Below are 20,491 nucleotides of genomic sequence, written 5' to 3'. Positions count from 1 at the left end.
TTTCAAGACAGCACGCTTTATTAGTTTTTAATATTTAAAGACAGAAATAAGCTCTTTTAATTCTTCCGCCATGGAGGATAAGGCTTGTGCGGAGGCCGAGATTTCTTCCATGGAAGCTAATTGTTCCTCTGTCGATGCGGCGACTTCCTCTGACGTCGCTGCATTGCCTTTTGCAATGATGGCTAATTCAGTCGTAACCTCAGTGACCTCTTGAACAGCTGCGGCCATTTGTTGGGCTGTAGCCGATACTTCCTCCATTTGCGGAGTGATCTCTCTCGTACTTTGAAGGATCCGTTTAAACTTTTCGATTGCTTCATTTGAAATATCTACACCAGTTTGCACATCGTTTGTTACACGGGACATGACTTGTACGGAGTTCTCTGTATCCTTTTGAATGCCTTGAACGATATCGAAAATTTCTTTCACTGACTGTTGCGATTGTTCGGCTAGCTTGCGGACTTCATCCGCTACAACCGCGAACCCTTTGCCATGTTCGCCAGCTCTTGCTGCTTCAATGGCCGCATTAAGAGCGAGCAAGTTAGTTTGCTCGGCAATTCCGGTGATCGCATCTAAAATAGAGCTCACTTCTTTGGAACGTTCATATAAAGATTGAATCATCGTATTAGATTCCGCAACAGACTGATGAATAGAATGCATTTGTTTGACAGTATTGCCAAGAGCTTCGCCGCCTTCTTCTGCTTGAGTCGTTGTATGCTGCGCAAGGTCAGACACTTTGGCAGAACGGTCGGCAATTTGAGTCGTTCCTTGTGCTGCTTCATTTAAGGAGCGGGCTGTCTGGTCAATGCCAGCTGTTTGTTTTTCGGCACCGCCGGCGACTTCCTGGACCGATACGGCGACTTGTTCTGTTGCTGCGCTTGTTTGTTCGGCACTTGCTGTTAATTCTTGTGAAGCGGCTGCTACTTGTTCTGCGTTATATTCGATTTTTTGAACGAGCCGTTTAATATTCTCTTGCATGTCGTTAAAGGCTTGCGCCAAGTGTCCAATTTCATCGTTTGTCTCGATGTTAACCTGTTCTGTTAAGTTGCCTTTGCTTACGGTGATCGCTTGCTCTTTTAGTTCTCTAAGCGGTTTGATAATGGATTTAATAATGAAGAAAACAATGGCAGCACCTGCTAGTATGGAGAGCAAAATGACAAATAAGGTCTTTTTGAAAATAGGAGAAGCAGCTGCGGTGACCTCTGAATATTTCACCGTTCCGCCTATTTTCCAGCCAGTCAATTCATTCGTCGCAAAGCTCATGATTTGTTCGCTGCCTTTGTCCTCATATTCGAGTTGTCCCTTATTCTTGTCGTACATCTTTTGGTAGAATGCGGCCTTGACCTGTTCTCCCGCTTTAACAGAAGGATGAACAATGGCGGTCTGGTCTTTATCTAAAAGAAAGGCATAGCCTTTTTCGCCGATTTTCACCTGTTTAATAAGTCCCTGGATATAATTTAAGCTAATATCAACGCCAACAACGCCCGATCCATCTTCTGTCGCTTTGGAAACTGTGACGACCATGTCGCCTGTTGTGACATCAGGATAAGGCTCGGAGACAACCATTTCACCTTTTTTGTTCATCGATTCTTTGTACCAATCTCTTGTCCGCGGATCATAAGTGGACGTATCGGTAATCACTGGCTCCTCGATAAATAATCCCGTATTCGTGCCGACATAGATGCTATAAACTTCCGGGTGCAGCTTGGAATACTGCGCTAGCTTTTGACGCAGCTCTGGGCTTTGTTCGCCTTTATAAGAGGAGAGCGCGACACTTTTAGAAAACGTCTCAATGTCATGGATTTTCGCTTGGATCGTGTTATCAATGGACGTGTTCAGCAAGTTGATGCTATCGGAAAAGCCGGCCATCATCTCATGCTCTACTGCTTTTTTGGCTGTCCCATAGGAAAGAGCTCCGATTATAAGTGCTGGAATAATCAAGATAAAGGAAAAAGATAAAATCAATTTTGGACTTATATTTTTGAAATATGTAAAGCTGCTTCCCATCAAAAAAACCTCTTTTCTGTAATCGTTCTTCTTTGGCTGTTTGGAATGAAAAGGTTCCAACCATATAGAGACAATTGTATGTATCGGTAAACAATGCAAAATTTTAACATGAAAGCGCTAAAAATTTTGCATGTAAATAGTCAAATAAATTAGATATTTCTTGCTCATAAGCCTTAAAGTTTTTATTCTAATAGGCAGTGAATAATATGGAATTAAATTAATTTTAAGTAAAATTATATCTTTTATTATGGTATTATTTTAATAGGTCTTTTGAAATGAAAAACATCATAAGGGGGAGCCAAATGAAAAAACGATTAGCCGTCATGTTAACTTTTCTCCTGAGTCTAGCTTGCTTGCCAGTTTATTCGCCACAGGCAGCAGTGAATGGTCCGGGATCCTATACTGTAAAGGTGGATACACAGCTTAATGTGCGGGAAAAGCCAAACCAAAAGGCAAAAGTAATAGGCACATTGAAAAAAGGGACGAGGGTGTATGTATATAGTACAGAGCCTGGAGGATGGGCCAAGATTAAATACAACAATAGAGCAGGTTATATAGCCTCTGCTTACCTAGTGCCGATAGCGAATGCAACAGGTACATTCAAAAAAGAAGCTATTGTACTGGCCTCTCCCACTCTCAGCGTTCGGGCAACCCCAAGCCAGCAGGCAAAAGTGATGGGGAAACTTAAAAGAGGAACAACTACTGCTGTATATGCGACTGATACGGAAGGCTGGTCAGAAATTAGGTATAATGGCAAGAAAGCTTACGTAACAACTGCTCATCTGAAATTTAAAAGCCGATTAACATTGAAGGAAGCGGAACAATTGATTTTGAATAGTGAACCGTCTCCGGACAAAGAAATTAAAATGAGCTATTATGAAGGGGAGCGCGATGTTTACCGGGCAAAGGTAGGATTTAAAGGGACGCCGTATGGCTATTACTTTTTAATCGTTGATCCGGATAACGGAGCAATGAAGACGGATTAAGAGAATATGGAAGTAGAAAAGAGAAGTGCCTAAAGGGCACTTCTCTTTTTGTTCTGTCATGAACAGAGAATACTCTCAAGCTTATTCCTTCCATTGTTCCTTCCAATCCGACACTTCCTTGTCAATCCTGTTTTTGGCCTCTTCTAATTCCTGCTTTTTCATTTCATATACTTTCGTAAAGTGATCGTTGCGCAGCTCGTTCATGTCTTCAGCAAGGGCAAGGGTCTCTTCTTTTGTTTTGTCGTCGATCAGTTGATGGTTGGATAAAAAGTAAACAGCATTCGCAATCCGATTTTTTTCGTAGTTGCTTAAATCGATTAAGTGCATCTTGTAATCGGTTAGCTCGCCCGTTTTATCGACATATTCATTGAGCGGCACGCCTTGCTTCCCAACGATTTCAAAAATAGAAGGGCGCCATTTTTTGATCATTTGTGTTTCAAGTTCGTCTTTCGTTTTAACGGTGGCATATGCGCCGCCGCCTGCTTCGGCTACGGCTTTCAGTTGTTTTTGGCCAAGGTCATCAACGTCAAATCCGATAATATTTACCTTTGCTTGAATAGCTTGAGCCTGTAGTTTCTTGGCGGCCGCCACAGGATCGCCGTCACAGGTTTCTATACCGTCACTAACGATATACACGCTGTTGACATATTCATCAGCAGAGTAGGCGGAAAGAATGTCTGCCGCTTTATTGATGGCTCCAGCAAGTGGGGTCCATCCGCTTGCTTGAAAGGAGTCTGTCGCTTTTTGGAAGGCCTCTTTTTCATATGCTGCCAACGGAAATACAGATTCAATAGCTTGGCATGACTTCGCTTTATCAGCATCACTTCCAGTTCCGACATGTCCATAGACGAGAAGGGATACGTTTGTTCCTGTTGGCAGTTCAGAAACGAATTGTTGAACCGCTTCTTTCGCTAAATCCATTTTTACTCCGCCCGGCACTGCGGCTTTCATGCTGCCGCTCGCATCTATTAATGCGATGACATTTGCCTGCTTTGGCTTCTTATTGGCTTGATCTTCTCCGGTAGGCAAGTCAGGTGCTTGAAAGCCATGGCTAAAGGTGGAAAGGGGCTGGTAAAATCGTTCATATTGTCCTGATCCTAATGTGTAGACGAGATAGTCATATACTTCATTAGCGGTTGGCTGCTTGTGCTTTTCAAAGTAGCTGCTAACTTCTTTCTCCATAATAGGCTCGAACGTCACGTCGTAAAAATTGCGATATTTAAACCAGTCGATCGTTTTGACCGCTTCGATCTTTTTATCAAAATGCTTCTCCATTAACCATCCAGCTTTTTGAGTAATCATGCCCTCAACTGTTCTAGCAGCTTTAGGAATTTCTTTAACCGGTTCAGCCTTTGCTGTCGTTTTTGGCTCATTAGCCTCGACAGTCTTCGAATGATCAGAACAAGCCGCAAGGAGCAGCAAGCAAACTACCCAGATAAGCAGGCAGCTTTGTCTTGATATCGATTTCCTCATCTTTTCCCTCCTAGAAATGTTTATAGTGTCTATTATGACAAATGGAGGTGAGGGAAACTAGATGAAAAAGGAAACTATTAGGAGGTGGATAAGTCTCTTTTATATGCGTCTTTAGTCTAGTGAAAGGCCCGTGTAGAGTGGTGTTTTTCTTACAAAATAGATGCTATTGTACTTTGATTCTTTCCTCTGCAATCAATAGTAAAAAACTGTTATTCTTTTTTATTGTGGTAATATAGAACTACTTACTAACAGATAGATAAAGCAAGAATGATTGAACGAGAGAAGGAGAATGAGGAATGGGAGCAGGACGCTGGATTGGGAAGACAGTTGGAAAAGCTGGAGGAACGGTGATTGGAGGAGCTGTAAAACTTGGGGGAAAAGCGCTAAAGCAGAAGTGGATCGAAGAAGCAGGAGACAGTGTAAAGACGGCTTCTGCGGCTGCTTTAGAAAATGCCGGTCAGTTTGTGGACGGAGCTGTACAAGGTACATATGGGCTCGTGAAGAAAGATGAGCATTATCAACAGCAAGGTCTCGCTGATTTAAAGGATTCAGCTGGCAAAACGATAAAAGGCATCGGCGGCACGATTAAGTACACAGCGGGCAATGCAGCAGAAGTGGTTAAAGGGGCAGCAGCAGGTGACAAGGACCAAGCGCTAAATGGACTGAAAAATATCGGGAAAGTGGCGGTAGTGACGACATTTGCTATTGGTGTGATTGACTTGGTTGACGGAGCTGATATCGCGGAGGCCGAGGAGATTGATACGCGCAATGATCATTTGAGCGGTTACGAACATCCGGAAACCGGTGTGCCGTTTGTGGAAAAGACAGTAGAATTGCCTGGTGGCGATAGAATAGAAGGAACATTTCCTGTGTTCGACTCTGAGTTTCGCGTAGTAATAGCTGAAGAGTTGTATTGGCAAAGTGATGATATCCATTTTGCCGTCGCCAATGAAACGTTACACGAGGCGATTGAAAAAAACCCAGGATTAGCAGATGAGCTTGGGTTAAACACAGCGGACAAGCAGGCGCTCGCTGCAGGAGATACGCCGCCTGGCTACGTCTGGCATCATAGTGAAGAACCAGGGACGCTTGAGCTTATAGACAAGGAAGTACATCATCAAACGGGACATACCGGCGGCCGCGAGCTTTGGGGAGGCGGAGCGGAGTATCGCTAACAGGAGAATGGATCGCTGTCGCGGCTGTTTGAGGCAGATAGCTGCGAAATTAATCTGTACTTAAAAAAGGATAGTGATTATAATGGAATAGGAATAAATGGTAAAAATTATAAAATGCCGCAAGGGTTGATCCAAAGAAGTGCCGAAAATTAGGCACCCGACGACAAAAATCCGGCATTGATTCTATGATAGGGATCTGTCTTAAAATGGAATAAAGTGCAGGCTGCGGCCAAAAGTTCGTTTTTCTGGCTTCTTGTCTAAACATATTTTTAGTCAGCCTGTCGATCTTAGCTATACTTTAAGCCTTTGGTAAGTGGAAAAGGAGACTTGTTCAAAATGCTATTGAATGCAACCGACACGAAAGAAATGAAGATGATTCAGGCGATTTTGGGCACGATTGATGAAGGCATTCATGCGGTGGATGCTAATGGCATAACGATTTTTTACAATCATGTGGCTGCTAAGCATGATAACGTCGAGCGGGAGGAGGTACTGGGCAAGCACTTATTGGAAGCGTTTCCTTCTCTGTCTAGCGCCACCAGTACCTTAATAAAAGTGATTCAAACAGGAGAACCGATCTATAATCAGCACCAATCTTATTACAATTTGCGTGGAACGTTGATCGATATGGTGAACACGACACTGCCGATCAAAGTAGACGGGGAACTGGTTGGGGCTGTTGAGATTGCGAAAGATTTAACAAAGGTAAAGCAGCTTTCCGAAAAACTGATTGATTTGCAGGCAAGGGTGGAAACAGGGCAGCGTCAGAAAAAAACTTCGAACAGCCAGACTGGTGCAAAGTATCAAGTAACAGATATTATTACGAATGATCCTGCTCTTGAACAGTTAAAAAAGAAGGCGTTAAAGGTAGCCTTGACTTCATCGCCCATTCTAATCTATGGAGAAACCGGAACAGGAAAAGAGTTGCTCGTTCAGTCGATCCATAATGCCTCTCCCCGCCAATCCAATCCCTTCATTGCACAGAATTGTGCGGCGATTCCTTCCTCACTGCTCGAGAGTATTTTGTTTGGAACCGCGAAGGGAAGTTATACGGGCGCTGTTGATCGCCCTGGTTTGTTCGAGATTGCAGATGGTGGCACACTTTTTTTAGATGAAATCAATTCCATGCCTCTCGATATTCAAGCTAAGTTATTAAGGGTGCTGGAAAACGGTGTAATCCGCAGAGTAGGTGGAACGAAGGAGCATGAAGTGAATGTTCGGATCATCGCTGCGATGAACGAGACAGCAGATGTTTGTCTTCGCGAAAAAACATTGCGGTCAGATTTATACTATCGTCTCAATGTAATCAATTTGCAAATCCCGCCGCTTCGAGAGCGAAAAGCGGATATTCCGCTGCTGACGGATCACTTTATCCAAAAATACAATTTTCTTTTTAACAAGCTTGTGATGAAGGTAGATGATGAGGTTAGAGCTGTTTTTAACCGTTATGACTGGCCGGGAAATGTCCGTGAGCTAGAGCATGCGATTGAATCGGCAATGAACATCATGGATGGCGATGTTATTACAGTAGAGTCCATTCCAATGCATATTGCCGGAAGTGCCCCGGCGCCAGTGAAGATAGAGGACATTCCGTTGCAGCCATTGCGCAAAGCACTCATCAAAACCGAAGAAAATTTGATCAGACAGGCGCTAGCAGAAACAGAGGGGAATATTCAACAGGCAGCGAAGTTACTAGATGTTCCCCGACAAACACTGCAATATAAATTGACGAAGCTAAATATATTGTAAAATCACTCGAGCGGTTTTCCTTATTGTTTATGATATTCAAGCTTCATGCCCTCTGTCTTGAAAAAAGTGCAGCTGTTTCTCTGTTTTTAACCGCCGAAATTTCGGCGGTTTTTATTTGGTTTAGCAGGGTCATTTTATGAAATATTCTCTCTATTTTTCCTCGGGAAAATTAATTTTTCGCGCTGCTGCAAGGTTTATGAGAAGCGTCACCCTTTTTGGCATACAACTTGCTATAGAGAAAGGTGACATTCGTTTAAGGCAGTGCTATTAAAAAATGCATGAGAGGAGAAAGAGAATGAATCTTACTATTACGAACTTACCTGAAGCACCTCATTCTAAAGTTGATCACACAGCGGCACCACTTTATGAGGCTCTTTGTTTATATGAAGCAAGCAAACGTACATCGATGCACGTTCCAGGACATAAGGATGGGCGGGTATTTGACAGGGAAGCATTTGACCGCTTTGACAGTATATTAAAAATTGATGCGACTGAATCAGTAGGAATCGACGATTTGCATCATCCGACTGATTTTATTGCCGATGCGCAGAATCTAGCAGCAGAAGCGTTTGGAGCCGATCATACTTTCTTTTTAGTAGGCGGAAGCACAATTGGAAACATTGGGGTAGCTCTTACGCTGTGTGCACCTGGGGATAAAATTCTCGTACAGCGTAACATGCACAAATCCGTATTCCATGGTTTAATGCTGGCAGGCGCTCAGCCAATTTTTATTGCACCGGCTATTGAATCCACGACGAAAGTAGCGAAAATGTCTGACATTTATTTTATCGAGAAAGCGTTGAAGGAAAACCCGGATGTGAAGGGAGTATGGATTACAAACCCTAATTATTACGGAATGAGCCAGGATATTACTCATTTAGCAGAGACTTGTCACAAAGCTGGTGTCCCTCTTATTGTCGATGAAGCACATGGCGCACATTTTGGGCAAGCGGAAGAAGTGCCGCCGTCGGCTCTTTCTAAAGGTGCAGATGTCGTTGTCCAATCTACACATAAAATGCTTACAGCGATGACGATGGCTTCCATGCTCCACGTAAAAGGAAATCGTGTTTCCCGTGAGCGGCTGGCACAAGTGCTTGGAATGATTCAGTCAACAAGTCCTTCCTACCCGCTATTAGCTTCTTTGGATTTGGCAAGACGTTATTTAGTGACAGAGGGCCGAGCTCATTTAAAAGAAACCGTGAAGCGTTTGGAAGAAAGACGCATTGCTCTTGCAGACGAGTTGCAAGCGCTTTCCATCTGGGAAGGAAGCAAAGAAGTTCATTACCGTGATCCGCTAAAGTGGATTATCTCCTGTAACAATGAAATTGTCTCCGGTTATCAGCTGTTGGATATGTTTTATGAGCAAGGCTGCACGGCCGAGATCAGCGACCCGCGCAATATCGTCTTTTTGTTTTCACTAAATGAAGAACAAGAAGACATTGATAAAGTAGTGGACGCTATTAAAGCCATTGACCAAAAGCTGCAGCAGTGGGCTATGACTGAAAAGGAAGAAAAAGGAGAAACGGTTCTTTTCGCAGCAGAAGGAACGTTGTATAAGCAGGAAGTCTCTTTACGGGATGCTTTCCATATGCCGCGTAAAAAAGTGGCACTGGAGGAGGCGGTTGGCTCCCTCTGTGGAGAAATGATTCTTCCTTATCCGCCGGGGATTCCGTTGTTAACACCTGGTGAAGAAATTACGGCCACTCATGTGCAAACCATTAGAGAGTTGAAGGAAATGGGCGCCTATTTCCAAAGCCCTTCCGATGACACGCTTAAAACACTATACGTATTAGAGTAGTTTAGCATTCAATCAGCCGCCGCATCTGCAGGAGGCTGCGGCTGGTTACACAAAAGTATGAAGACTGGAATGCACAACCGAAGAATCCGCAAGCAGAACATGACAAGTCCTCATCAGAAAAAAGGGGGAACAATGTATGCCAAATAACGCCTCTCAATCTACGGTTTTATCTTCAACTGAGGCAGAGAATCAGAGAGTACAAGAGTCACCGCAGGAGTTAAAACGAAATTTAAAATCAAGACATTTAACGATGATCGCCCTTGGCGGAACGATCGGAACCGGTCTATTCCTCGCCAGTGGGAGCGCCATTCATACAGCAGGACCGGGAGGAGCTCTTCTCGCTTATGGAGCTATCGGGATTATGGTGTATTTTGTTATGATCAGCCTCGCAGAAATGGCCGCCTTTTTGCCTGTTGCCGGTTCATTCAGTACGTATGCCACCCGCTTCGTAGACCCGTCTCTAGGATTTGCTCTCGGCTGGAACTATTGGTACAACTGGGCGATCACAATTGCCTCCGAGCTTGCGGCTGTCACGCTCATTATGAAATTTTGGTTTCCAAATAGTCCTTCCATTCTGTGGAGCGGCTTGTGTTTAGCGATTATTTTCTCATTAAATTACCTTTCTGTTAAAGGATTTGGAGAATCAGAATATTGGTTTTCAATGATTAAAGTCGTAACGGTTATTGTCTTTTTAATCGTTGGGGTCATGATGATTTTTGGTATTCTTGGCGGAGAATACATTGGCTTTAAAAACTTTACGATCGGTGATGCTCCATTCCACGGTGGATTTATGACCATTCTAGGGATTTTTATGGCGGCCGGTTACTCCTTCCAAGGAACCGAGTTATTCGGGGTAGCTGCCGGTGAAACGGATAATCCGTCCCGTTCGATTCCGAAAGCGGTTCGACAAGTATTCTGGCGTATTCTGCTCTTTTATATCTTTGCTATTCTCATCATTAGTCTGATTATTCCGTATACGACAGCAAGCCTGGCAAGTGATGAGGTCACGGTGAGTCCGTTCACGCTTGTATTTGATCAGGCGGGAGTTGCCTTTGCTGCATCGGTGATGAATGCGATTATTTTAACATCCGTTCTATCAGCGGGAAGCTCAGGGATGTATGCTTCTACTCGGATGCTGTGGGATTTGGCTAGAGAAGGAAAAGCACCAAGATTTTTATCTAAGTTAGATCGTCGTGGGGTACCAGTAAACGCTTTGATTATGACCTCTCTTATGGGGACACTTGCGTTTCTTGCTTCTTTCTTTGGTGACGGAGCGGTTTATATTTGGTTATTAAATGCATCAGGGATGTCCGGCTTTATTGCCTGGGTTGGAATTGCGATTAGCCACTACCGTTTCCGACGAGCTTATATAGCCCAAGGCCGCGACTTGCGTGACTTGCCTTACCGGGCAAAGTGGTTCCCGTTTGGTCCTCTATTCGCCCTTACACTCTGTATTATTGTTATTTTAGGACAAAATTACAGCGCTTTCACAAGCGGAGCAGTTGACTGGAATGGAGCGATCATTTCCTACATCGGTCTTCCATTGTTCATTGCTGTTTGGTTAGGGTATAAATTTATAAAGAAAACAAAAATTGTACCACTAGAGAAATGTAATTTTAACAAATCATAATCGTGACAGCTTTCCATTATGGAAGCGCTCACAAATTTCACACAACGGTGAATGGAAAATAAGAAGGAGAGTGCCGAAAAAAGGCACTCTCTTTTTTATGGGAAAATGATTTTAAAAAAACTCACCTGAACGTAAAAAAACTCACTTTCTTCTTGAAAAGAGTGATTTTAACGGCTTTTCTACCCCTATTGGCTATTGGCACAGCTATTGCATTATAGATAGAAAGGCATCATTTTTATGACTTAATATTGGGGAGGAGAATTTTTATGAATGTTAAAGAAGAAGCAAAGCAATTGGGGTACACACTGCCTTATGAAAATTATGTAAATCCTGAAGTTTTTGAAGAAGAGAGACAGAAGATCTTTCTAAAGAGCTGGGTTCTGGCCGGGCATGTAAGCCAGGTAGAACGGAAAGGTGATTTTTTCACATTTGAAATTGCAGGAGAATCTATCATTATTAGCCGTGACCAGGACGGGGAGCTGCATGCTTTTTATAATATTTGTCCTCACCGGGGAGCAAAAGTGGAGCGCAGCAAAGAAGGCAACAAGAAAATTTTTATGTGCTCTTATCATGGCTGGACATTTCATTTAGACGGCAAACTAAATAAAGCACCTAATTTCAAGACGACGGATTTAGGAGAGCACAGCTGCATGACGCCAGTCAAATTAGCTGTCTATCAATCGATGATTTTTATTAATTTAGATCCAGAAGCCTCCTCTCTCAGAGATGTTTACGAAGAATTAATGGGCGGGTTGGATCAATATCCTTTCCTTGCTTCTTTGAAAAAAGTAAGAGTAAGTGAGCGGTTAATTGAGGCGAACTGGAAAGCGGTCGTCGATAATTACCTGGAATGTGACCATTGCCTGATTGCTCATCCGGCTTTTTCTAAAACCTTCGATATGAAAAATTATAATATCGATCTCTATAAGAATTATAGTTGCCAGTATTCGCGTCTAACGAATGGAAAAAGTGAAGAACCAGCCCAGTTCTATTGGGTATGGCCTAATATGATGATTAGTATTTATCCCGGTTCCGGAAATATGACAACGAGCCAGATTCTACCGCTTTCCCCTGATCAATCACTCGCTATTTACAGTTACTACTTCCCAACAGAGGAAGTATCCGAAGAGCAGGAGGAACTCATCAAGTTTGTTGATCAAGTACGGGAAGAAGACTTTGAGCTTGTAGAGCTTTTGCAAATGGGCTTCCGCACCCAAGCTTTTAAAAGAGGCGTTTATTCACCGACTGAACACGCTTTGCATCATTTTCACCAACAAATTAAAGAAGCGATGAAGTAAAGGTTTTAATCCATGAGAAACGTTCTTGATCGTTGCATTCAGCGTATCTTATGCTTGAATAAAAGCTTCTCATTCAAATTGGATAGCGCTGAATTTTTCTTTTCGATAAAATGAAGAAAGAGAATGCAGGCTGTTGACAAACGTTCGCTTGCTTCGTTGCTCGCCTGTCTGTGGTGCTCATGACTCCGCTCCTCGTCAGGTTTCGCGCCTCGAAAGGCAAACGCTTTCAATCAGCCTGATAGTATATCAAGTAGACTGTATCTACATCTCGAATGGATGTCTTTTAGTGGTAAAAGTCAGAATATACAGAAAGAGGGGGATTGATGATGGAACAATCGAGGATAGATCGATTTATTTTTTCAACGGCGCTGCTTGTGTTAGCAATTTTTACAGTCCCTGTACTGATTAACCCTGAAAAAGGAAATCAATTTTTAGGAAGTATATTGGGACTGATCAGCGGCAAATTTGGCTCGCTTTATTTACTGGTGACCTTTTTAATCTTCGTAGTTTTGCTTTATTTGGCGATGAGTAAGTATGGAAATATTAAACTAGGGGATAAACATGATCAACCGGAGTTTTCTACTGCCAGCTGGATCGGGTTAATCTTTACCTCAACGGCAGGCTCGAGCTTATTATATTGGGGATTTATTGAGTGGAGCTATTATTATACGGCACCTCCATTTGGAATCGCTCCGAAAAGTGTAGAAGCAGCGGAATGGGCATCGACTTATGGAATTTTTCATTGGGGCTTTATGGGTTTTTCCGTGTACTGTCTTCCTTCCATCGCTTTAGCCTATGCGCTGTACGTTCGCAAGATACCCAACACTCGTCTTAGCTCAGCCTGCCGGGGAGTGCTTGGGGACCGGGTAGATGGCTATTTAGGAAAGTGTATTGATATTCTGTTTATGTTTGGGATCGTCGGCGGTGTTGGAACATCGCTCGGTTTAGGGACACCAATGTTATCACAGGCGGTATCAAAACTATTTGGCATTGAACGTTCCCTGGGGCTCGATGTCGCCATTATCGCATTCTGGACAATGATCTTTTCAGCAAGTTTATATTTTGGATTGAAAAAAGGATTAAAGGTGTTAAGTGACATTAATATTCATATTTATCTTGCCTTTGCCTTATTCTTTTTTATCGCGGGACCGACTGTTTTTATCATTAACAAGTTTACGGACAGCATGGGTTTGCTGCTGCAAAACTTTTTGAGAATGAGTCTGTATACAGATTCGGTAGGCGGCTCCACCTTCGCCCAAGACTGGACGATTTTTTACTGGGCGTGGTGGTTTGCTTTAGCTCCGTTTATGGCAATGTTTACCGCTAGAATCTCGAAAGGAAGAACAATCCGTTCTGTCGTCTTCGCCATGTGTATTGGCGGAACTCTCGGCTGTGCGTTAGCCTTCTCGGTATTTGGCAATACGAGTCTTTATTTTGAATTAAATAACATTCTGCCGGTGATTGATATTCTTCAAAATGAAGGGGCGCCAGCAGCGATCGTGGCTATGATTCAGGCAATGCCTTGGGGCTCACACGTTGTGCTTGCTGTTTTCATTGTTCTAGCGTTTATTTTCCTGGCAACGACGATTGATTCTGCGGCGTATACTCTTTCATTTATGTCAACAAAAGCTACGACAGAAGAAAAGGAACCGGCCAGGTGGATTCGTTTATCTTGGGCGCTGATTATCGGCTCTGTCGCGATTGTGCTGATGTATGGGGGTGGACTGCAGGCCTTGCAGACACTGTCCGTCATTACTGGATTTCCGATCATGTTTATTTCCCTTATCATTTTAATTTCTCTATTAAAATGGCTAAAAGAGGATTATGGAACTCAGGAAGTTTCGCTTGATCGATCTGAAAAGGATGAGTATGCATCAGAGAAAAAATCGAGCTGAAAAACAGGAGCCATCCTATCTAGGATGGCTCCTGTTTTGGCTAAAATGAATGATCGCGCAGGTCTTCGCAATATTTTTGGATGAGCTTCACTGCGTTTGTCTGGCTGATTTTTAAGTCTTTGGCAACCTTTCGCGAGCTTTTATGTTTTTGAAACGATTTGCGGACAATCTCTCTTTTGGCTCTATCTACCGCTTCATTGAGAGAGGAAGGGGGAGAGAGAGCGGGATTGTCCTGAATACTTTCATAGATCGTTTCGGGAAGATCGGATACATCAATGATGGAATCACTCGTCACAACGAGTCTTTCGATTAAATTCTCTAATTGCCGTACGTTTCCTGGCCAAGAATAATACGTCAACATATCAAGGCATTCTTGGGAAATGAGCTTGTTCATTTCATAAAGACGATTAAAGGTGTGCAAAAAATTGTAGGAGAGCGGGATAATGTCTTCTTGTCGTTCCCTTAGAGGCGGCATTTTAATATCAATGACATTTAAACGGTAATATAAATCTTCCCGGAATTGCCTCTGCTGCACCATCTCAGCCAAGTTTCGATTCGTAGCAGCGATGATGCGTATATCCACTTTCTTCTCTTCATAGCCGCCAACAGGAATAAATTTTTTGTCCTGGATGACTTGAAGAAGCTTTGCCTGAAGACTTAACGACATTTCACCGATCTCGTCTAAGAAAAGTGTCCCTTGATCAGTAGCCTCGAGCAGGCCTATTTTTCCTGTTCGATTAGCGCCGGTAAAAGCGCCTGGGTTGTAGCCAAAAAGCTCCGATTCAAGTAGTTCAGCAGGGATAGCGGCACAGTTAATGGTTAAAAAGGGGCCTTCCTTTCTTTTGCTTGTTTGGTGAATATAGCGAGCCAGCACTCCTTTTCCTGTCCCTGATTCTCCTTGAATTAAAACAGTTGAATTCGTTACCGCAATTTTTTGGGCAAACTTTAAAATGCTCTTCACTTTTTCACAGTTCGTAATAAGATCGATTTCTGCTTGCTCTGAATGCTTAGCAGCTGAAACACCCGTTTTCTCCTTTCGTTTAAGCAGGTTATAGTTCTGTAACTCTCGTGCAGTGGTGACGACTAATTCAACCTCATTGTTTTCGTTTAATATCGGAATAGCCGATGTAAGCAGTTCGGCTCCAAGATTCGTTGTCTGCTTCATAAAGAGGGGTTTTTTCTTTTCGTACACTTCTGGAGCAAGAGATGGTTTCCAATAGCCTTGCTCAAACAGCTCTACACTAGACTTGCCTAGAACATCTTCTTTTTTTAATCCATAATGTTTCTCACAGGCGCTATTCACATAAATGATGGTCTTATTTCCATCAAGAACAAAAATCTCATCCGATGAGTAATCTAGTATCTTTACAAGCGATTCTAAAGTCATATCTACATTTTTAGTAAGATTAGATAGTGGATTCATATAGAGCCTCCCCAAAAGAGTAGTGCGGCGAAGAGGACAATGAACTCTAATCGCCTCATTCACTTGTTGTGATAAATAACATTCTATCTATTCTGAAAATTAATCACAAGATAATAAAAGACAAGCGCCTGCTTTCAATTAACCATTACATATCATTTTTATAAAGAAAGTCATATTTCCCTGTTTATGGAGCATAGGAGCACAAAACAAATAAGAGGAAAGCCCCCTGGAGATCTGTATATAAGGAGCTTTCTTCTATAATTATGCTGTAAAATGCGGCAGTACTAACCCGCCGTAAACAAAGGCTGCTACGATGACGATGGCCGGGTGTACTTTCCACTTGGTTATCGCCAGCAAGGCAACGGCGGCGATCAGAAGGGATTGCCAGTAGCCGATGGAATCAAAGGAGACGTGGCTGAATTCCCACGTCAGCATGATCATCATGATCGCGATCACCGGCTGAACGAGAAGGGTCATTCCTTTTACCACAGGAGAGTGCTTAAAACGGTTCAAGACTTTAAGAAGAACGACGATCGCAATGGCAGAAGGAGCGACAGTCGCTAAAGTAGCTACGATTAGTCCAAGCCAGCCAGCCTGCTGATAACCGGCAAAGGCCGCGATCTTCGTTGCAATGGGTCCAGGCAAAGCATTGGCGACCGCAAGCATATCAACAAATTGTTCATTGGTCATCCAGCCGTAATGATCGACTACCTCCTGCTGCATAAGAGGGATAGAGGCTGGCCCTCCACCGTAACCGAGCAAGTTTGCGATAAAAAATGCTAAAAATAACTGTACAAAAATCATAGTGACCCCTCACGATCTTGGCCGGTCTTACGCTTGGCCCAGCTTGAAAACTTAAAATGAACGGTACCATAAGCTAAAAACAGCGCGATTGTAATAGCTGGATGAATATGAATGATGCCAAGCAGCAGAAAAGCAACTAGGCCAGAAATAAGACCGATGACTTTTCCTAATCCTTTCCACGTTTTTGCACAAAACTCGTAAGCCATCATGCCAAGTAAAACAGCAATCACAGGACGGACCGCTGCAATCATGCCTGAAATGATAGGGGATTCCTTTAAGGTATAGAGTATCCCTAGAAGGGCAACGATTCCAACGGTAGTAGGGAAGATATGAGCGATCACGGCGATACAAGCGCCGATCGTTCCTTTTTGGCGATAGCCGAGCTGGGCGGCCATTTTGGTGGCAATCGGTCCGGGCAATGCATTAGCAAAGGCTAAAATTTCACCGAACTCTTCATCACTGATCCACTTATAGCGCGTAACAGCTTCATGCCGGAAAAGCGGAATGACGGACGGGCCTCCTCCGTATCCTAAAATTCCCGTTCGGGCCATGGCTGCTGCAATATCAATATACGCTTTCCAACTCACATGATTGTCCTCCTGTCTTCTTAAAAATGATTCGTCCTTTTCTCTTTATTTAGATAGAGTGATTACAGTTATCTTAACAAATAGTTGAGAAGGCTACCTATGGGGAAATACTTTTTATGTATTTTATTGAATAAAAAATTTCCAATAAGTGAGTGACTCACTTAAATAAGCTGATGAATGAATAGATACTTAAAAGACCCCAGGGGAAGCCTGGAGTCTTTTCGGTTAGTCTTCTTCTTTATAGAATCGTTCTCCTGTATCAGGATGCATGTAAACGACGAGTTTCTTTTTTGTTGTTGGGTCAATCGAGATTTCTTTTGTGCGGATGAAGCCCTCTGGTACTTTTTCACCGTGTTTTGTTTTGAAGCGGCGGTCCCAAATGAACCAGGAGCCGATTACTAAGATGATAAGGGCAATCAGCTGCAAGCCATAAAAGCCGACAATCCATTCTATCATTTGCTTTATTCCTGTTCCGCGACAACAGCGGTTCCATAAGCAACGATCTCACTCATATTCTGGCCGATTTCGCCGGAATCAAAGCGCATCATAATAATCGCATTAGCGCCCATGGCATTAGCGTTCTTTACCATACGGTCCATTGCTTGCTTCCGTGCATCCTCTAGCATCTCTGTATACTGGTTAATTTCCCCGCCAACCAGTCCTTTGAATGAAGCTACAATATCTTTTCCGATTCCGCGTGCTCTAACGGTTAGGCCAAACACTGGGCCCTTTACTTCAGTAATTTTATAACCGGCAATTTTCTCAGTTGTCACGATCAACATATTTTTCCACCCCTTGTAAATAAATGAACTTCTTTTTTATTGTACCTTGTTTCTTATATGTCTGCTATGTCGGTTGAATGAATAGAGCATGAAAAAAAGCGTTAAAAACTTTCTTTAACGCTTTTTAGAAGTGGATGAAGTTGTGAGCATCATTTGTATTTTAAATACAAACGATGATTTTTTATTCATATATATGCGATATCGGCCCCGCCTGCGCCAAATACCATGACAGCCACTGTTGCTGTCCAACCTAATAATAGTATAAAAGAAAACGCTTTCAATTTCAATGGGTATTTTGGATGTTTTTTGGCAGAAGTGTATAAAGAGGGTATAAGGCTATTAAAAAAAACATTTAATCCATAGTGGACATATGAACATGTTTAAATCTTTTAATCAAGGTAAAACACAAAAGAGTTAACTTTTATAACATTTGAAAAACAGCTAGGGGTGAATGAAATGCCAACATTTGAACACTATAACAAAAGTTTTTTAAACGGTGAGTGGACGGAAGGAAAAAGTGAACGAACTGGAGATATTCTTAATCCATACGATGAATCTGTTATTGCCACTGTGAAGCTTGCCACAAAAGAGCAATTAAAGGAAGCGTTTGAAACAGCAAAGCGGGCACAAAAAGAGTGGGCCAGGACTTCTGCTGAAAAGCGGCGGGACATCTTAACGAGAGCGGCCAACTATTTAAAAGAAAACAAAAAGGACGTACAAAAAACCATATCTCGGGAAACCGGCGGAACAGCTGTAAAAGCAGAAGTAGAGCTTGGGTTAACGATTGGCCTCCTTGAGCAAGCGGCGAAATATACAGGTGAGCTCTATGAAGTTAAAAAAATTGAAGATCCCATTGAGGGAAAGGTGAACCATGTTCATCGTTTGCCGCTTGGCGTGGTCTCCTCTATTTCTCCATTTAATTTTCCGATGAATTTATCGATGCGAACAGTAGCACCAGCGATCGCTCTTGGGAATGCCGTTGTCCATAAGCCGGACTTGCAGACTGGGCTTACGGGCGGTGTAATTTTGGCGAAAGCTTTTGAAGAAGCAGGTTTGCCAAAAGGGGTCTTTAATATGATTTTAACGGACCTTGAAGAAATTGGGAATGAAATGCTTGAAAATCCGATTCCTCGTTTAATCAGTTTTACTGGTTCTACTCCAGTTGGGAAGTTAATCGGACGGATTGCTGGAGAAAACTTTAAACGTGTAGCTCTTGAACTGGGCGGCAACAATCCATTTATCGTGCTTTCAGATGCCGACGTAGATCGTGCTGTAGATGCAGCTATCTTCGGAAAGTTCATCCATCAAGGGCAAATCTGTATGATTATTAACCGCCTTATTATTCATAAAGATCTATATGAAGAGTTTAAGCAAAAGTTTATAGAACGGGTAAAAGAACTACCGGCAGGTGATCCGAGCGATCCGAAAACTGTTATTGGCCCATTAATGAATAAAAACCAGTTAAATAAAGCAGTGCAAATAATTGAAAAGGCAAAGCAAGAAGGTATTAATGTTGCGCTAGAAGGAAAGGCGGAAGGCAATGTGCTAACACCGTACGTCTTCTCCGAAGTGGATAATTCGAGTGAGCTTGCCCAAACGGAACTATTCGCACCCATCGCCTCTCTTATTAGAGCAGAAACAGACGAAGAAGCCCTTCAAATGGCTAACGACACACAATACGGCTTAAGCTCAGCAATCTTTACGACTGACTTAGACAGAGGGGAGAAGCTCGCTCTTCAAATTGATAGCGGTATGACACATATTAATGATCAGACAGTGAATGACAGCCCCGTCGTGCCATTCGGCGGCAACAAACAGAGTGGAATGGGCCGCTTTGGCTACCCATGGGTGATCGAAGAGTTTACCGTTACCAAATGGGTCTCACTGCAAACAGAGTATCGAAAATTTCCGTTTTAATAAAAAACTGAACTGCGCCCTAATGGTTAGACGTGTGTTTAGCCGTTGGGGCGCCGTTTTTTGAGAGAACAGAGTGTTCATGTTCAAAATAGGAGAAATAGTGTTAAATATAGATTAAAGGATGGAGAGCGCTCTAGTCGGATAAAGGGAGAGGGTCAAGATGAATAAAAAAATGGAGATCGTAACGCATGTTTCTAATTTTATTCCGGAATGGGGGTTTTTAACTGATGAAAAAGACAGATTTCTTCCCATTGCTCATCCTGCTGCCGAACTAGCAGCACAGAAATTATTGAACTATGAGGAGGGTCAGTATCTGCCCGGATATGTAAAAGTGAGGTATGATCATAAGGAGCTCTTAACTGAAGAAGAGTGGACGGATGAATTGCTGGAAACTTGGGCTGACTTCTTAAATATTGTCATGGACGATGGTAGGGAGGAAAAATACCATATTGAATTATTAGATAATCCCGATAAGCTTTATTTAGTAAAAAAAGAGAATGGTTATTTCTTTGAAATAAACAAGCTCGCTATGAATGAGGATCAAGAAGTAATACAGTCATCTGTTGTTCCCGCTAGCAAATTGTTAGAGGGCATTTTCAGCGGTTATCAAGAATTTATAAAATTTTGCACGGAAAAAAAGTTACCTTTTAGCGAAGAGTCACTCTTATATTCAGGTATAGAAGCTTTAAAGGATCTTGAAAATAAAAAGGTTTAACCGCGATAGCAAATGATCCAAGAACATAACGAAAGAGCATAAAAACACCTTCGAGGGTAGTACACTAAATTAAGTACTAACATGGGAGGTGTTTTTTTCTGTCCTTTCACATATAAAAGAGATAGACTGTCAATTACTAATGGCCGTGCAGGATCACTTATCGAAGTATTTCATAACACCTATCGAGATGTTGAATCGTTAGCTGGACAAATTTATAATATAGTAGGGATAAGAAAAAACGTGAACTCCACATTA

General features: G+C 42.6%; 16 protein-coding genes and 1 pseudogene. 9 read left to right on the top strand and 8 right to left on the bottom strand.

The window, feature by feature from the left end; all coding sequences use genetic code 11:
• Window positions 1-27: 27 nt before the first annotated feature.
• Window positions 28-975, bottom strand: coding sequence for a methyl-accepting chemotaxis protein (locus AC623_RS22400; RefSeq protein ID WP_442853579.1), 948 nt, complete (start codon window positions 973-975; stop codon window positions 28-30).
• Window positions 970-1,866: pseudogene (locus AC623_RS22395) on the bottom strand (cache domain-containing protein); the annotation flags it as partial. The gene AC623_RS22400 and the pseudogene AC623_RS22395, both read right to left, overlap by 6 nt.
• Before the next feature lie 440 nt (window positions 1,867-2,306).
• Here AC623_RS22395 and AC623_RS17390 point away from each other — a divergent pair.
• Entirely contained in the window at window positions 2,307-2,990 is a 684-nt protein-coding gene (locus AC623_RS17390) for an SH3 domain-containing protein (RefSeq protein ID WP_049664858.1), read from the top strand.
• An 81-nt stretch (window positions 2,991-3,071) separates the two neighbouring features.
• On the opposite strand, the gene AC623_RS17385 is transcribed toward AC623_RS17390, so the two are convergent.
• Window positions 3,072-4,463 (bottom strand): VWA domain-containing protein, encoded by a 1,392-nt coding sequence (locus AC623_RS17385; RefSeq protein WP_053104171.1) that lies wholly within the window; start codon window positions 4,461-4,463, stop codon window positions 3,072-3,074.
• 296 nt (window positions 4,464-4,759) lie between these two features.
• Between AC623_RS17385 and AC623_RS20815 the strand changes: the two genes are divergently transcribed.
• From AC623_RS20815 to AC623_RS17355, 6 genes are all read left to right on the top strand, one after another.
• Entirely contained in the window at window positions 4,760-5,638 is an 879-nt protein-coding gene (locus AC623_RS20815) for an HNH endonuclease (RefSeq protein WP_053104169.1), read from the top strand.
• Window positions 5,639-5,974: 336 nt separating this feature from the next.
• Complete coding sequence (locus AC623_RS17375; protein WP_049664857.1) at window positions 5,975-7,387, top strand: sigma-54 interaction domain-containing protein; 1,413 nt, start codon at window positions 5,975-5,977, stop codon at window positions 7,385-7,387.
• Between the two features lie 295 nt (window positions 7,388-7,682).
• Window positions 7,683-9,185, top strand: coding sequence for an aminotransferase class I/II-fold pyridoxal phosphate-dependent enzyme (locus AC623_RS17370; RefSeq protein WP_049664856.1), 1,503 nt, complete (start codon window positions 7,683-7,685; stop codon window positions 9,183-9,185).
• Window positions 9,186-9,321: 136 nt separating this feature from the next.
• Window positions 9,322-10,815 (top strand): amino acid permease, encoded by a 1,494-nt coding sequence (locus AC623_RS17365; protein WP_049664854.1) that lies wholly within the window; start codon window positions 9,322-9,324, stop codon window positions 10,813-10,815.
• 266 nt (window positions 10,816-11,081) lie between these two features.
• Window positions 11,082-12,113, top strand: coding sequence for an aromatic ring-hydroxylating oxygenase subunit alpha (locus AC623_RS17360; protein WP_049664853.1), 1,032 nt, complete (start codon window positions 11,082-11,084; stop codon window positions 12,111-12,113).
• Between the two features lie 323 nt (window positions 12,114-12,436).
• Window positions 12,437-14,008, top strand: coding sequence for a BCCT family transporter (locus AC623_RS17355; RefSeq protein WP_231603545.1), 1,572 nt, complete (start codon window positions 12,437-12,439; stop codon window positions 14,006-14,008).
• Window positions 14,009-14,048: 40 nt separating this feature from the next.
• Here the strand turns inward: AC623_RS17355 and AC623_RS17350 are convergent, their stop codons facing one another.
• The 5 genes from AC623_RS17350 to AC623_RS17330 form a co-directional block, all read right to left on the bottom strand.
• Window positions 14,049-15,431, bottom strand: coding sequence for a sigma-54 interaction domain-containing protein (locus AC623_RS17350; protein WP_049664849.1), 1,383 nt, complete (start codon window positions 15,429-15,431; stop codon window positions 14,049-14,051).
• A 261-nt stretch (window positions 15,432-15,692) separates the two neighbouring features.
• Window positions 15,693-16,235 carry a chromate transporter gene (locus AC623_RS17345; RefSeq protein WP_049664847.1) on the bottom strand — a complete coding sequence of 181 codons (543 nt, stop codon included), beginning with the start codon at window positions 16,233-16,235 and terminating at the stop codon, window positions 15,693-15,695.
• The gene (locus AC623_RS17340; protein WP_269429925.1) at window positions 16,232-16,822 is read right to left on the bottom strand and encodes a chromate transporter; all 591 of its coding nucleotides are present in this window, start codon (window positions 16,820-16,822) and stop codon (window positions 16,232-16,234) included. Before AC623_RS17340 ends, AC623_RS17345 begins: the two co-directional genes overlap by 4 nt.
• 225 nt (window positions 16,823-17,047) lie before the next feature.
• Window positions 17,048-17,278 carry a hypothetical protein gene (locus AC623_RS17335; RefSeq protein WP_049664845.1) on the bottom strand — a complete coding sequence of 77 codons (231 nt, stop codon included), beginning with the start codon at window positions 17,276-17,278 and terminating at the stop codon, window positions 17,048-17,050.
• A 5-nt stretch (window positions 17,279-17,283) separates the two neighbouring features.
• Window positions 17,284-17,604 (bottom strand): YbjQ family protein, encoded by a 321-nt coding sequence (locus tag AC623_RS17330; protein ID WP_049664842.1) that lies wholly within the window; start codon window positions 17,602-17,604, stop codon window positions 17,284-17,286.
• A 456-nt stretch (window positions 17,605-18,060) separates the two neighbouring features.
• On the opposite strand from AC623_RS17330, the gene AC623_RS17325 reads away from it, so the two are divergent.
• Together AC623_RS17325 and AC623_RS17320 are read left to right on the top strand one after the other, a co-directional pair.
• The gene (locus tag AC623_RS17325; protein ID WP_049664841.1) at window positions 18,061-19,521 is read left to right on the top strand and encodes an aldehyde dehydrogenase family protein; all 1,461 of its coding nucleotides are present in this window, start codon (window positions 18,061-18,063) and stop codon (window positions 19,519-19,521) included.
• A gap of 160 nt (window positions 19,522-19,681) precedes the next feature.
• Window positions 19,682-20,236: a hypothetical protein gene (locus AC623_RS17320; protein WP_049664839.1), complete on the top strand. Its 555-nt coding sequence runs from the start codon at window positions 19,682-19,684 to the stop codon at window positions 20,234-20,236.
• The last annotated feature ends 255 nt before the right edge of the window (window positions 20,237-20,491 follow it).

The organism is Bacillus sp. FJAT-27231 (genome assembly GCF_001183975.1).
Classification (GTDB): domain Bacteria; phylum Bacillota; class Bacilli; order Bacillales; family Domibacillaceae; genus Pseudobacillus; species Pseudobacillus wudalianchiensis.
The sequence above is the reverse complement of the archived record's forward strand: the minus strand, read 5'-3'. Positions and strand labels throughout refer to the sequence as shown.

What these genes read in the sequence shown, in the direction of transcription:
- AC623_RS22400 (WP_442853579.1), bottom strand. Translation starts at nt 975, where the DNA reads ATGCAAGAGAATATTAAACGGCTCGTTCAAAAAATCGAATATAACGCA.
- AC623_RS17390 (WP_049664858.1), top strand. Translation starts at nt 2,307, where the DNA reads ATGAAAAAACGATTAGCCGTCATGTTAACTTTTCTCCTGAGTCTAGCT.
- AC623_RS17385 (WP_053104171.1), bottom strand. Translation starts at nt 4,463, where the DNA reads ATGAGGAAATCGATATCAAGACAAAGCTGCCTGCTTATCTGGGTAGTT.
- AC623_RS20815 (WP_053104169.1), top strand. Translation starts at nt 4,760, where the DNA reads ATGGGAGCAGGACGCTGGATTGGGAAGACAGTTGGAAAAGCTGGAGGA.
- AC623_RS17375 (WP_049664857.1), top strand. Translation starts at nt 5,975, where the DNA reads ATGCTATTGAATGCAACCGACACGAAAGAAATGAAGATGATTCAGGCG.
- AC623_RS17370 (WP_049664856.1), top strand. Translation starts at nt 7,683, where the DNA reads ATGAATCTTACTATTACGAACTTACCTGAAGCACCTCATTCTAAAGTT.
- AC623_RS17365 (WP_049664854.1), top strand. Translation starts at nt 9,322, where the DNA reads ATGCCAAATAACGCCTCTCAATCTACGGTTTTATCTTCAACTGAGGCA.
- AC623_RS17360 (WP_049664853.1), top strand. Translation starts at nt 11,082, where the DNA reads ATGAATGTTAAAGAAGAAGCAAAGCAATTGGGGTACACACTGCCTTAT.
- AC623_RS17355 (WP_231603545.1), top strand. Translation starts at nt 12,437, where the DNA reads ATGATGGAACAATCGAGGATAGATCGATTTATTTTTTCAACGGCGCTG.
- AC623_RS17350 (WP_049664849.1), bottom strand. Translation starts at nt 15,431, where the DNA reads ATGAATCCACTATCTAATCTTACTAAAAATGTAGATATGACTTTAGAA.
- AC623_RS17345 (WP_049664847.1), bottom strand. Translation starts at nt 16,235, where the DNA reads ATGATTTTTGTACAGTTATTTTTAGCATTTTTTATCGCAAACTTGCTC.
- AC623_RS17335 (WP_049664845.1), bottom strand. Translation starts at nt 17,278, where the DNA reads ATGATAGAATGGATTGTCGGCTTTTATGGCTTGCAGCTGATTGCCCTT.
- AC623_RS17330 (WP_049664842.1), bottom strand. Translation starts at nt 17,604, where the DNA reads ATGTTGATCGTGACAACTGAGAAAATTGCCGGTTATAAAATTACTGAA.
- AC623_RS17325 (WP_049664841.1), top strand. Translation starts at nt 18,061, where the DNA reads ATGCCAACATTTGAACACTATAACAAAAGTTTTTTAAACGGTGAGTGG.
- AC623_RS17320 (WP_049664839.1), top strand. Translation starts at nt 19,682, where the DNA reads ATGAATAAAAAAATGGAGATCGTAACGCATGTTTCTAATTTTATTCCG.